The organism is Blautia sp. ZXY-1-B12 (genome assembly GCF_056339915.1).
The window spans coordinates 1-13,208 of sequence record NZ_JBWJVP010000196.1; the positions used below are offsets into that span (position 1 = coordinate 1).

Consider the following 13,208-nt stretch of genomic DNA (forward strand, 5'->3'; position numbering starts at 1 on the left):
AAGATATAGGAAAGGCCAGCTAGATGATAGCTGGCTTTTTTATGTGTTTCAAAGGGGAAACCATTTCTTTTTTCTGGCTGGGATTCGCGAAAACTAGGAAGTTAGCTGGATATGGGGATTACTAAGAAAGAGGGGTAATTTTTTTACAGAATAGGTCGGGATTTTGACTTTGCAGTCAGGGCGTATTGCATGGATGGAAATGGCATGTTTATAATAAAAAATAAAAATGCACTTTCAGGAGGAAAAGATGGAGAATTTGAAGTTTTATGTAGATCAGAATGCGCCGAAAACTAAATTTGATCACTATTGGGAGAAATGCGTAGGTGCTTGCCATGCATATACTGCACTGCGTGAAGATTACAGAATGATGCTGAGAAAAGCCAAGAAGGATTTGGGATTTCAGTATGTACGTTTTCATGGACTTTTTAATGATCAGATGAGTGTGGTCAGAGAAGTTGAGCCTGGAAAATACGAATACAATTTCGTCAATATTGACAATATCTTTGATTTCTTATTAAGTATTGACATGAAGCCATTTGTGGAATTGAGTTTCATGCCCACACCATTTGCATCAGGTGATCAGACTTGCTTCTATTATAAAGGAAACGTTACCATGCCTAAGAGCTTCGAACTGTGGGATGGATTGATCGTTGAGTTGTTGAAACATCTGGAGAGCAGATACGGAATGGAAGAACTGGAGAAGTGGTTCTTCGAAGTGTGGAATGAACCGGATCTGGATTTCTTTTTTGCAGGAGACCAGGAAGATTATTTCTTATTATATGAACATACTGCCAGAGCAGTAAAAAGTGTAGGCGCAAACCTGAGAACCGGCGGACCGGCCACTGCCAATAATGAGTGGATCCCGGATTTTGTCAACTACTGTGAGAAAAATTCCGTACCGCTTGATTTTATTTCCACTCATCACTATCCATCAGATGATCCCAACTGGAATGCAGATATGCATCTGGATAATTTCTTCGGAGAAGAAGTCAACTTAAACAGCGATGAGATAGACCGTAGAGGACTGCTGACCAAGATGGTACGTATTGCGAAGCATGAAGCAGGAAACCTTCCATTATATTATACAGAATGGAACACTTCAGCCAATGAGGGAGACGAATTCCATGATACACCTTACAGCTCCGCATTGGTAACCAAGACTCTCATTGATAACTATGGATATGTAGAAGCATATTCATTCTGGACATTTTCTGATATCTTCGAAGAACATGGACAGGTTCCGGGAGAGTTCAGGGGTGGATTCGGACTGCAGACCATTCATGGAATTCCGAAACCTGTATACCGTGCCTTTGAACTGATGCATCAGCTGGGAGAGGAACGGCTTCCGAAAGTAGAAGAACAGGGACATGTGGGAATCTGCCCGGTTGTGGACAAAGACGGCAGCCTTGCAATTCTGGTCTATAATCAGGAAATGATCGGAAAATCAGTTTCTGAAGAAAAAGTAGAAATTCATATCAAAAATGCCCCCGGTAAAAAAGCAGAGATTCAGAGGATTGATGATAACCATGCAAATGCGAAAAAACAATGGGAAGAAATGGGATGCCCTACTTATCCCACACCTGCTCAGGTGAAGGAATTAAAAGAGGCTTCTGAGTTGAAAACAGAGGAATTACCTGTTAAGGTAGAAGGAGAAGAAGCAGTGCTGGAATTTGCTCTTCCGGCATATGGTGTGGCATTGATAAAATTGGTATAGGAAATAAGAAGAGGTGGATGCATGAAGGGTTTGAAAAGGATGAAGATAAAGACAAAAATATGGGTATTGTTCCTTGCCTGCATTTTAATGTCGTCTGTCATTTCCATAGGAACAGTGGTATACAGCAGTCAGAAATCCAATCTGAAGCATATCGGTGAAATGACAACACAGACTCTTCATGCCATCGACAGCAACCTGGAGCTGATGATTGATCATGTAAATCAGGATACCTATGCAGTGTTCTGGAGCAAAATGTTTCAGGATACTCTGGAAGAGGTATCCAAAGGAAATCTGACTGTGAAGACTAGAACAGAATTGCAGGACTGCCTGACCAATATCATGCTGGCAGGAGATTATATTTCCTCTATTGTATTTTATGACAATATAGGAAATTCTTTTATGTGCAACAGAGAAGAGGTTGTTTCGAAGAAAGAAATTGCTGTAGAAGATGCCTACTGGTATGAAAAAGCCATAAAAAAGGATGGGGACTGGATCTTTGAGACAGATGGTGGAGGAATCGTCAGCTATAAAAGCAAAAACAGAAATATTCTCTCCATGATCCGTGTGATCAAGAAAAAAACAGATTATTCCAAATTGGGAATCCTCATGGTAAATATCGATGAGAAAACCATCCGCGAGATCTTCGATTCTGTGGGCGGAAATCTGAATTCCAATTTTTATGTGTTGATGAATGACATTTTGATCTTCGGACCGAAGGAAAAAGAAAACTATGATGTAAGCAAGGATATTATCGGATCCCTGGAAGAAAATGAGACAAAGATTGTACGCAGCGAAGAGAATTCCATGGTGTATAAAAAGATCTCATCTATGATAGATGGATGGACCCTAGCTATAGAGACACCTATGAGCAGTTTTTCCAACAGTATCAGTTATTTCGATACGCTCATCGTCCTGATCGTCAATATAGGTATGCTAATCCTGTGCTGGCTTTTTATTTCCCATACAGTGAGCAGACCGATCCAGAAAATGGAAGAACAGATGATGTATTCTAAATCTATTCCTGAGAACTTGGAGGTGGATGAAGAATGTGAGGATGAGATCACCAACCTGAAACGGACCTATAATAATCTGTTGAATTCTATCCGTAAGCTTCTGGAGAGAACCAAGGAAGAAGAGAAGATCATTCGGAAAAATGAACTGGATTCTGATCCTGGAGCAGATCAATCCCCATTTCCTGTATAATACTCTGGATGTGATCAGCGGCCTTACTCTGATCGGGGATCAGGACAAAAGTTTCCAGATGACACAGGCGCTGGGAAGATTTTACAGAAACAGCTTAAACAGTGGATGTCAGGTGATCACGGTGAGGGAAGAACTGGATATTATCAAAAGTTACATGACGATCATCAATATCCGGTATAATAATGAAATCAGCATTGAATATAAAGTGGATGAAAATCTGCTGGATATTCTGATGCTGAAACTGATCCTGCAGCCTTTGGTGGAGAATGCAGTCCATCATGGAATGCGCCAGAAAGAGGGCAAAGGGGAACTGTGTATTTCTGTGCAGGCACTGGACGACAAACTGATGGAAGTTTCTGTGAGAGATAATGGGGTAGGGATTCCGGAGGATAAGATCCGGCTAATCCTGGAAGGCGGATATAAAACTTCCAAGTCAGGATTCGGGCTTCACAGTGTGAAACAGAGAGTTGAACTATTTTATGGGATTGAGGATGCAGTATCCATATCTAGCCAGCCGGGATGCTGGACGGAAGTGAGGGTACGTTTTTCATACAAAACAGATGGTTAATACGAAGAAGAGGGACAGTAATGGAGAAGGATGTTATTAATATACTAATAGTAGATGATGAGAAATATGAAGGCATATTAATGGAAAAAAGCGTAGCCTGGGAATCGGAGGGGTTTCACATTATGGGCAATGTCCAGTGTGCAGAGGATGCGCTGGCACTGATGGAGAAACAGACGCCAGATATTGTGTATACAGACATTAATATGCCGAGAATAGATGGACTGGAACTGAGCAGGCGCATCCGGGAGACATATCCGGCAGTGCATATTGTGATCGTTACCGGATACCGGGAGTTCGAATATGCCAGAGAAGCCATACACATAGGAGTGGAAGAATTTCTGTTAAAACCTATCCAGTCAGATGAACTTCTGGCTGCTGCGGTGAAGCTGCGGGAACAGATCCTGAAGGAACGGGAACAGCAGTCGAAAGATGTGGAAATCTATCCGGTTCTCTGCCAGGAACTGCTTCGAAGGATCGTCACCGGGTATATTAAATCTGAGGAAGCTGAGGAAAAGCTTTCTGAATATCAGATCCGGCTGTGGAAAAACAAAGGAGTCCGGGGAGCTTTGCTCATCATGGATCTGGAAGATCACGATATTCTGCTGAAACTTCTGGAGATCATGAATGAAGCTCTGGGTGAAAAAAATTACGGGTATTTTTCCCTGGAGAAGAACAAGATATTTTTTGTTGTAGAAGAAACGCCGGAGATTAAAAAGCTGCTCGGGAATGCATTTGAACAGATTACTGAACTGGGCAAAGACGGCACAGTAGCTACATCAGTCAGCTGTTATTATGAAGAAATAGATGACAGTCCGAAAATACTCTCAGAATGTGAGGAAGCACTGGTAGACACTATGCGGGATGAGAGAAAGACCCTGATCTTCTACGAGGATTATATTGAATATATGCAGCAGATCAGTCATTCTTACCCGGTGAATTTCGACAGTTACAGGATCGCAGTGAAAAGTGGTGACCAGGAAGCGGCTGTTGGATTTATAGACCATTATCTGGAACAGTATATTTTTAACGGTCCGTTGATGATCTCTCAGCTTCGTAATCTGGGGGTTCTGCTCTTCCACAATACGATGTCTGTATTGAAGGAAAGCAATAAACACCTGGATAATGAAGAACAGGTAAAGATCCTGGAAAATATTTCAGGGATTAATACACTGCAGGAGTTCTGCAGAACACTGTATGCTCTAATCGAGGGAACCATACAGACGATTTCACGGAATGCAGGAGGAAATACAGTAGCTCAGAAAGCACAGGAATATATTGAACAGAATCTGGACAGGGAGAAACTGTCCCTGAACCTGATCGCATCGGATCTGTTTGTAAATGCCAGTTATCTCAGCCGTATTTTCAAACAGTCTGTAGGGGAAAGTATTACGAAATATATTATGCGCAAGCGCGTGGAGAAGAGTATGGAGCTTTTTGATACTACGGATCTGAAAGTATATGAAGTAGCGGCGGCCGTGGGAATGCCTGATGCACATTACTTCGGAACATCCTTTAAAAAGTACACCGGAAAAACAGTAAATGAGTACAAAAGTAAAAATCGCACCCTTTCAGGTAAATAATCTGAATTGAGAAAACGCCTTCCGGATTTTATAATATCAACATAACAAGTCACTTAGAGTTCATAATTCAGGGAGGAAAAAAATGAACAATTGGAAAAAGTTTACAGCAGCGTGCATGGGTGCTGCAATGGTTGGAACAACAGTTTTCGGAGCATCTGCAACAGTTTTCGCTGCTGATACAGTAACACTGGATGTATGGCATCAGTTTACAGACCCGGAAAGTGCACAGACACAGGCATTCGAGGCAGCGGTAGAAGAATACGAGAAAGAACATGAAAATATCAAAATTGAACTTCACGGTCTGGATACAGAATCCTATAAGACAAAAATCTCTACAGAATTCGCAAGCAGCGCTTCCGGAGTAGATGTATTTTATTACTGGGCACCTGGAAAACTGAAACAGCTTACAGATGCTGATAAAGTTTTACCGTTAAATGATTATGTAACAGATGATATTAAGAGCAGAATTAAAGAAGGTTCCACAAGCAACTTTGAACTGGATGGAAATTTATATGCACTTCCGATCGACAGCTATATGATGTGCCTGTTCTGCAACAAAGATTTATTTGACCAGGCAGGAGTAGAGATTCCTACTACTTATGATGAACTGATCACAGCCGGCGAAGCGCTTGCGAAACTGGACGGAGTAACACCATTGGCTGTCGGCGCAAAAGATGCATGGCTTGCAGGTGCTTTGTATGAATCACTTGCACTGAGAGAAGTAGGTGCTTCTGAAGTACAGTCCGCACTTCTGGGCGAAACAGAATTCACAAACGAGGGATTCAAGAAAGCAGCAGAAGATGTTGTTGAATTATACGACAAAGGAATCCTTGGCAAGAACCCTCTGGAAGACGGCGAAGCAGAAGCTACCGCAGACTTCCTCAACGGAAAAGTTGCAATGCAGCTTGACGGAAGCTGGTTCGCAGGAACTATCGACAATGCAGAAGACAGCGCTGTTAAAGATGTAGAAGTGATCACATTCCCTGTAGTTTCTGACGAGCAGGATGCAGCTGATTATGCAGGCGGTGCAAGTGCTTCCTTCTTTGTAAACAAAAACACAGATACACCGGAAGAGTCCGCAGATTTCGCAATGTATATTTCTGAGAAAATGGGCGAGCAGGCTCTGGAACTTGGCACAGGATTCCCATGCTGGAATACAGATGTTGACACAGACACGATCTCCCCGACATTTGTAAAATTAATGGATCTCTATGATGGCGTAAAAACAGGTGTACAGAACTGGGATGGTATCATAAATGCAAACGCAGCAGCTGTTCATCTGGAGCAGGCTCAGTCCTTACTTTCCGGAAACGCAGATATTGACAGCTTTATGACTGCACATCAGGATGCAATCAGCGCAGCAGAATAACGCAGGGATGAAACTATGAAAAAACTTTTAAGTAATAAGGCCTATATCGCTGTTTTCGTCGCACCGGGCCTGATCCTGTTTCTGGTAATGGCGGTGATCCCGCTGTTTACCACAGGATATTACGGACTGTTCAATTACGACGGAATCGGAGAAAAAGTCTTTATTGGATTAAAAAATTACAAAGAACTATTTACAACAGATCCTTATTTCCTGAGATCTGTATTGAACTCATTTATTCTGGCAGCAGGTTCTGTGTTTATTCAGATCCCTATCGCGTTATTCCTGGCCATCCTCCTGGCAAACGGGATCAAGGGAGAGGGCTTTTACAGAACTGTATTTTTCCTGCCGGTAGTAATCTCCAGTATGGTAATCGGACAGCTCTGGTGCAAGATCTTCAACAGTGAGGGACTTCTGAATGCGATCCTGGGTGCACTGGGAATGGTAAACGATACTGCATGGCTGGTAAATCCGAAAACTGCTTATATGACAACGGTGATCCCGGCAATCTGGCAGAGCATCGGATACCATATGGTCATCCTCTATGCAGGTGTGAAGAATATTTCGCCGGAATATTATGAAGCTGCGAAACTGGACGGAGCTACAGGATTCAAGGCAGCTACGAAGATCACGATCCCGCTGCTGACGCCGACGATTAAAGTATGTGCCACATTTGCACTGGTTGGTTCTCTGCGTGTATTTGACCTGGTATATGTTATGACAGGCGGCGGCCCGAACCATGTCAGTGAAGTTCCTGCAACATTGATGTATGATAATCTGTTTGTAAAATGCCGCTATGGTTACGGCAGCGCCCAGGCGTTCTTCATCGTGTTTGAATGTCTGCTGTTCAGCTTCCTGCTCAATCGCATTTTCAAAAAATCTGAAGAAAATGCATCAATGATTTGAGAGGAGACGCAGATGAAAATGAGTGCTATGAAATTAAAAAAGACCTTAATCTATCTGTTCCTGGCTGTATTTACCTTTGTTCAGATATTTCCGTTCTACTGGCTAGTAACTTTTTCATTCAAAAGTAACACGGAAATATTTGATTCCAACAACCTGGTGGGTCTGCCGAAAGTATGGCATTTTGGAAATTACTCCAAGGCCCTTATGGGAGGAGAAATCTTACGATATCTGTTGAACTCTGTTTTCTATGCAGCAGTGACAGTTGTTGTTTCAACACTTCTGGCATCCATGGTTGCATATGCGATTAATAGAATGTACTGGAAAGCAAAAGGAATTGTGGCAGCAATCTTCAGTTTGGGAATCATGATTCCTGTACAGGCAACTCTGCTTCCACTGTTCCAGGGACTGGATCGACTGGGAATCAGAGGCGGATATCTGGGACTGATGCTTCCGTATATTACATTTGCCATGCCGATGACGGTTATGATATTAAGCGGATTCTTCAAAGCTCTGCCAAGAGAGATCGAAGAGGCTGCATGTATTGATGGATGTAATATTTTCAACATGTTTTTCAGAATCATCCTGCCTATGATACGTCCTGGAATTGCCACTTCCTGTATCTTCGCATTCTTGAATACATGGAACGAGCTTTTATTTGCAAACACATTTGTAGACAGTTCACAGTACAAGACACTTCCTGTAGGAATTATGTCTTTTGTAGGAGAACATTCCACGAACTGGGGAATTATCGGAGCCGGTATGGTGATCGCTACACTGCCGACAGTAGTGATTTATCTGTTACTGAGCAAACAGGTTCAGGAGAGTTTTACAGTTGGAGCTGTAAAAGGTTAAATAGTGAACATAAAGAGAAACTGTATTTTCTGATCAGAGGATCATGGACTAGGAGATGCAGTTTCTTTTTTCGTGTTTAATCCCTTTTATCAGTTTACACATACCATTGTCTCCTGTACCATGGCAGCAGAGGAGTGATCAATTCCAAGTACGATTGGTCCACAGGGGTTTACAATCAGGGATTCCATGTACATCCGGAATGGCGGGGAAAGGTAATCGCAGATTGGAACTTTGAACTTCCTGCTCATGCTCATAATACTTGAAATGCCATACGCTGACTCATGAATATCAGATTTCATTAGGAAAATAAGGGACTGTCTATGGAGGTCTCTTGTTGTTATATGAATGGATATTTGTAAAATAATTCGATAATCTTTAATCCTACATCTACAGCAATATCCATTCCTTCAACAGTAATGTGTTCATAAGGTCCATGATAAGCATGTCCTCCTGTTCCGAGATTCGGGCATGGGAGTCCCATAAAGCTTAACTGGGCACCGTCTGTGCCTCCGCGGATCGGGGTGATAAGCGGCGGGATATTGCATTCTTTGCATGCTGCAGTTGCACGCTCAATCAGTTCCATGCAGGTGTCGATGATTTCTTTCATATTTCGGTACTGTTCTGTGATGGTAAGTGAGACAGTTCCTTTTCCCCATTTTTCATTTAAAATTTTAGTGATGTGTTTCATAGTTTTCTTACGGATATCAAAAGAAGTTGCATCGTGGTCACGAATGATATATTCGAGAGCAGCGTGTGAGACATCTCCCTTTATGGAATAGAGATGGAAAAATCCTTCATAGTCTTCCGTATCTCTTGGTGTGTCAGCGGAAGGGAGCATGGAATTGAACTCCATGGCAACAAGTGCTGCGTTGACCATTGTATTTTTAGAAGAACCCGGGTGTACGTTTACACCGGTAAATTCTACTACTGCTCTGGCAGCATTAAAGTTTTCATACTGGATTTCACCTTCTGTATCACCATCAAGTGTATAAGCAAAATCAGCTCCAAATTTTTTTATATCAAAATGGGCTGGTCCCATTCCTATTTCTTCGTCAGGGGTAAATGCAATGCAGAGAGGACCATGCGGAATAGTATTGTCATTGAGGTGTTCAATTATTGTCATAATCTCGGCAATTCCGGCTTTGTCATCTGCACCGAGGATGGTGGTTCCATCGGAAGTAATGAGAGTTCTGCCTTTTAATGTGGAGAGATGAGGGAACATTTTCGGGGAGAGAACTCTGTCGCTGGTTCCAAGTGCAAGGTCTTTGCCGTCATAATTCGGAGTGATAACCGGAGTAACCGGATGATCGCAGAAATCAGATACTGTATCCATATGAGCGATAAAGCCCAGTTTTTGGCGGGATTCATATCCTCTGGTTGCTGGAATATGTCCATAGACATAGCAATGTTCATCTACATCGGCATCTTTCACACCCAGTTCCCTTAATTCCTGAACCAGAAGTCTGGCAAGGTCAAACTGATACTGTGTGGATGGGGAAGTACCGGTTTCTTCACTGCTTGGAGTGAATACTTTTACATAAGATAATAAGCGTTCGTATGCTTTCATGAATTAATCCTCCTGGTATTGGGCTGAGATAGATATTTATCTTAGCATTGTATAGTAAGTATAACATGTTATGGAGTTTACGTAAAAATATTTCTTGTCAGTAGTCAGTAGCTCTGTTTCTCAAAAGAGAGCAGGGATCATCTCTAAAAATTATTCTGAAATATTTCAAAAAAATGTCGAGGTAAAAAAGAATCTAAGTGATAGAAATGAATACAGGTATTATATATATTTATAGCTTATACTTCGTATTACAAAAATAAAATGAAGTATTTAAGTGTTTGTAAATTTCAAAATGAAGTGAAATAAAATGTAAAAACGTCAAATCAACCAAAAAATTGGATGTAATCAACAAAAAACACACGCCAAAACGTGGAAATATACAAAAATATTTATAGATATTTACTTCACTGAAACAGAATGCTATATTCTAATCAACAAAAAACTTCAAAGTGAAATTAAATAAATGAAGTAGAAATGGAGTGCACGCCATATGAATGATTTATTTGTTCGCATCAGATTTTTGTTACCGTCGTTACCAAGAGCAGAGAAAGCAATCGCATCTGCATTACTTGAAAACCCGGAAGCAATTACACATTTAACGCTTGCAGAGATTGCAAGAGAATCAGGAAGCAGTGAAGCATCAATTATCAGATTCTGTAAAAGAATGGGATATGATGGATATTCTTCTATGAAGGAGGATTTCATCAGAGCTTTGGCAGAAGGAATGGAAATTCATTCAGAAGATATTAAAGTATCAGACGATATGAAGACGATTCTGAAAAAGGTTTATCAGAGTAATGTACAGATGTTGAGTGATACATTAGTTTTGGCAGATGACGAAAATTATGAAAAAGCATTGGATGCTCTTCTTAAAGCCAGAGAGATACATTTCTTCGGTGTTGGAGATGCCTTTGCAGTATGTCAGCTGGCATACATGAAATTTGGAAGATTGGGGATTCCGTGTTCCGTACATAGTGACGTAATGCTGCAGATGGTTACTGCAGGCAATCTTACAAGTGAAGACGTTGCGTTAGCTGTCTCTTATGAGGGTAGATCCAGAAATGTAGTAGAGGCAATGAAAATCGCAAAAGAGCGAGGTGCAGTTACAATTAGTATTACAAAAATGAATAAATCTCCTCTTCTCAGATATACAGATATCAGTTTATTTACGGCAGTAAATGACCTGACAGTGGGAAGAGATAAAGTAACCAGAAGAGTTTCAGATCAGTTTATACTGGATGCACTTTATCTGGGATATACGACGAAAATAAACAAAGGTTATAAAAAACAACTTCAGAAAATTCAGACAGTAATTGACTGTAATAAAATATAAACGAGGTGATCAATAATGTGCATTATAGCACCGTCCTTACTGGAAGCAGACTATAAATGCCTGGGAGAACAATTAAAAACAATGGAAAAATCCGGAGCTGAATATGTTCATATAGATGTAATGGATGGAAGCTTTGTACCGAATCTGGCATGTGGAATGAAAATGATTCATGGATTGAAAGGTGTAGCTGATCTGGTATTTGATGTTCATCTGATGGTAAATGAACCTGTTCGATTTGTAAAAAGAATGCAGGAGGCTGGAGCTGATGTAATATCTGTTCATTATGAGGCCTGCAGCAATGTAGCAGAAACTTTAAAAGAAATAAAGCAATGTGGAATTCGTGCAGGAATTGTTCTGAATCCGGAAACCTCGGCAGAAGTTCTTACAGAAGAAATCTGGAAGCTTGCAGATGTGATACAGGTTATGACCGTTCATCCGGGAAGAGATGGCCAGCACTTTATTGAAGATACACTTGACAAAATAAAAGATATCAGAAGACGGTCAACAGATACCGGAGAGTGGAAAGATATAGAAGTTGATGGAAGTATCAACTGTGGGAATATAGGAAAAGTAATAAAGGCCGGAGCAAATATCATTGTTTCAGGAAAGGCATTATTTAATGGAAATCTTGCAGAGAACATTGCCAATATGAAGCAACAGGCAGCCATGGAGGAATAAGATGAAATACGTAATTGGAGTGGATCTGGGAACCAGTGCGACAAAGACGATTCTGGTAGATCAGAATGGAAAAATCGTAGCCGAAGCGTCTGTCAAATATCCAATGTATCAGCCTGAAAACGGATGGGCAGAACAGGATCCATCAGACTGGTCAGAAGCAGCGATTTCAACAATTAAAAGTGTAGTTGAAAAAGGTCAGGTTAATGGAAAAGATGTGCGGGGAATTGGAATTTCTGGTCAGATGCATGGACTTGTGATGTTGAATGAGGAGAATCAGGTTATAAGAAGATCCATTATCTGGTGTGACCAGAGAGCTACGAAGCAGGTAGCGGAAATGCTGGAACTGCCAATGGAAAAATGGATGAAGATCACAGCGAATCCGCCAATGGCAGGATGGACGGCAGCAAAGATCCTCTGGATAAGAGAAAATGAGCCGGAGCTTTTTGCAAAGTGCAGACACATTATGCTTCCAAAAGATTATGTCCGCTTTATTCTTACTGGTAAGTATGCGACAGATGCATCAGATGCCAGTGGAATGCAGATGCTGGATGTAAAAAACAGATGTTGGTCGCAGGAAATTCTTGATTTTCTGAAAGTAGACAGAGAACTTCTTGGAGATGTGTATGAATCACCGGAAGTTGTTGGAAACCTTTTACCGAAAATTGCAGAGAAGTGTGGATTATCAACAGAAACAGTTGTGGTTGCCGGAGGAAGTGATAATGCCTGTGCAGCAATTGGAACAGGTATTGTAAGAGAGGGGCAGGCTTTTACAACAATAGGTACTTCAAGCATTGTATATACTCATCTGAAAAAATATCAGGAAATTCCTGAAGGTGCACTTCATTTGTGTTGCTGTGCAGTGCCTGGGTGTTGGCATACAATGGGAGGTCCTCAGTCGGCAGGTCTTTCGATTGAATGGATGAAAAATAATTTCTGTCAGGATTTGATTCAGAAAGCAGAAGAGGAAAATGTATCATTTTATGACAAGATAAATGAACTTACAAAAGATATTCCGATAGGAAGCGAAAGATTGATTTACCTTCCATTCCTGATGGGCGAAAGAACACCTCATATTGATCCCAAATACAGAGGTGCATTTATCGGACTGAATATCATACATGGACAGGCACATATGCTTAGGGCAATTATGGAAGGTGTTGTTTATTCCCTTGCAGACTGTAATGAAATCTTGAAGAAACTGGGAACAGAGGTTGTATCCATGCGTGCATGCGGAGGTGGAAGCAGAAGTCCTGTATGGAGAAAGATTATGGCAGATCTTTATAAATGCGATGTACATACATTGAAGCAGGAAGAGGGACCGGCATACGGTGCAGCAATTCTGGCCGGAGTTGGAACTGGAATTTATTCTTCGATACAGGAAGCATGCGATGCTTTTATTGAAGAAGATGGAATTACTGAATGCGATTTGAAAGAAGCAGAG

Annotated in this window: 12 protein-coding genes; 10 read left to right on the forward strand and 2 right to left on the reverse strand. The window is 41.3% G+C overall.

Annotated elements, in window-relative coordinates; translation table 11 throughout:
• Positions 1–247: 247 nt before the first annotated feature.
• The 7 genes from AC075L_RS11705 (at position 248) to AC075L_RS11735 (ending at position 8,189) form a co-directional block, all read left to right on the forward strand.
• On the forward strand, positions 248–1,714 hold the full coding sequence (locus AC075L_RS11705; RefSeq protein WP_476387698.1) for a GH39 family glycosyl hydrolase: 1,467 nt from the start codon (positions 248–250) through the stop codon (positions 1,712–1,714).
• A gap of 21 nt (positions 1,715–1,735) precedes the next feature.
• The gene (locus AC075L_RS11710; protein WP_476387699.1) at positions 1,736–2,917 is read left to right on the forward strand and encodes a cache domain-containing protein; all 1,182 of its coding nucleotides are present in this window, start codon (positions 1,736–1,738) and stop codon (positions 2,915–2,917) included.
• A complete protein-coding gene (locus AC075L_RS11715) occupies positions 2,868–3,485 on the forward strand; it encodes a sensor histidine kinase (protein ID WP_476387700.1) in 618 nt (205 codons plus the stop codon). Before AC075L_RS11710 ends, AC075L_RS11715 begins: the two co-directional genes overlap by 50 nt.
• Before the next feature lie 20 nt (positions 3,486–3,505).
• Positions 3,506–5,065, forward strand: coding sequence for a response regulator transcription factor (locus AC075L_RS11720; RefSeq protein WP_025580772.1), 1,560 nt, complete (start codon positions 3,506–3,508; stop codon positions 5,063–5,065).
• 82 nt (positions 5,066–5,147) lie between these two features.
• Positions 5,148–6,434 (forward strand): ABC transporter substrate-binding protein, encoded by a 1,287-nt coding sequence (locus AC075L_RS11725; RefSeq protein WP_226840052.1) that lies wholly within the window; start codon positions 5,148–5,150, stop codon positions 6,432–6,434.
• Between the two features lie 15 nt (positions 6,435–6,449).
• Entirely contained in the window at positions 6,450–7,337 is an 888-nt protein-coding gene (locus tag AC075L_RS11730) for a carbohydrate ABC transporter permease (protein WP_476387701.1), read from the forward strand.
• An 18-nt stretch (positions 7,338–7,355) separates the two neighbouring features.
• Positions 7,356–8,189: a carbohydrate ABC transporter permease gene (locus AC075L_RS11735; RefSeq protein WP_049947387.1), complete on the forward strand. Its 834-nt coding sequence runs from the start codon at positions 7,356–7,358 to the stop codon at positions 8,187–8,189.
• An 89-nt stretch (positions 8,190–8,278) separates the two neighbouring features.
• On the opposite strand, the gene AC075L_RS11740 is transcribed toward AC075L_RS11735, so the two are convergent.
• Both AC075L_RS11740 and pepT read right to left on the reverse strand, forming a co-directional pair.
• Positions 8,279–8,488 carry a hypothetical protein gene (locus tag AC075L_RS11740; protein WP_476387702.1) on the reverse strand — a complete coding sequence of 70 codons (210 nt, stop codon included), beginning with the start codon at positions 8,486–8,488 and terminating at the stop codon, positions 8,279–8,281.
• 38 nt (positions 8,489–8,526) lie between these two features.
• Positions 8,527–9,756: a peptidase T gene (gene pepT, locus AC075L_RS11745; protein ID WP_476387703.1), complete on the reverse strand. Its 1,230-nt coding sequence runs from the start codon at positions 9,754–9,756 to the stop codon at positions 8,527–8,529.
• A 490-nt stretch (positions 9,757–10,246) separates the two neighbouring features.
• On the opposite strand from pepT, the gene AC075L_RS11750 reads away from it, so the two are divergent.
• From AC075L_RS11750 to xylB, 3 genes are all read left to right on the forward strand, one after another.
• A complete protein-coding gene (locus tag AC075L_RS11750) occupies positions 10,247–11,089 on the forward strand; it encodes a MurR/RpiR family transcriptional regulator (protein WP_476387704.1) in 843 nt (280 codons plus the stop codon).
• 15 nt (positions 11,090–11,104) lie between these two features.
• A complete protein-coding gene (rpe, locus tag AC075L_RS11755; RefSeq protein ID WP_022379840.1) occupies positions 11,105–11,767 on the forward strand; it encodes a ribulose-phosphate 3-epimerase in 663 nt (220 codons plus the stop codon).
• A gap of 1 nt (position 11,768) precedes the next feature.
• The coding region (xylB, locus tag AC075L_RS11760; RefSeq protein ID WP_476387705.1) for a xylulokinase at positions 11,769–13,208 on the forward strand (1,440 nt) is incomplete at its 3' end.

Coding starts and splice junctions, on each gene's coding strand:
- AC075L_RS11705 (WP_476387698.1), top strand. CDS start 248: ATGGAGAATTTGAAGTTTTATGTAGATCAGAATGCGCCGAAAACTAAA.
- AC075L_RS11710 (WP_476387699.1), top strand. CDS start 1,736: ATGAAGGGTTTGAAAAGGATGAAGATAAAGACAAAAATATGGGTATTG.
- AC075L_RS11715 (WP_476387700.1), top strand. CDS start 2,868: ATGAACTGGATTCTGATCCTGGAGCAGATCAATCCCCATTTCCTGTAT.
- AC075L_RS11720 (WP_025580772.1), top strand. CDS start 3,506: ATGGAGAAGGATGTTATTAATATACTAATAGTAGATGATGAGAAATAT.
- AC075L_RS11725 (WP_226840052.1), top strand. CDS start 5,148: ATGAACAATTGGAAAAAGTTTACAGCAGCGTGCATGGGTGCTGCAATG.
- AC075L_RS11730 (WP_476387701.1), top strand. CDS start 6,450: ATGAAAAAACTTTTAAGTAATAAGGCCTATATCGCTGTTTTCGTCGCA.
- AC075L_RS11735 (WP_049947387.1), top strand. CDS start 7,356: ATGAGTGCTATGAAATTAAAAAAGACCTTAATCTATCTGTTCCTGGCT.
- AC075L_RS11740 (WP_476387702.1), bottom strand. CDS start 8,488: ATGAAATCTGATATTCATGAGTCAGCGTATGGCATTTCAAGTATTATG.
- pepT (WP_476387703.1), bottom strand. CDS start 9,756: ATGAAAGCATACGAACGCTTATTATCTTATGTAAAAGTATTCACTCCA.
- AC075L_RS11750 (WP_476387704.1), top strand. CDS start 10,247: ATGAATGATTTATTTGTTCGCATCAGATTTTTGTTACCGTCGTTACCA.
- rpe (WP_022379840.1), top strand. CDS start 11,105: ATGTGCATTATAGCACCGTCCTTACTGGAAGCAGACTATAAATGCCTG.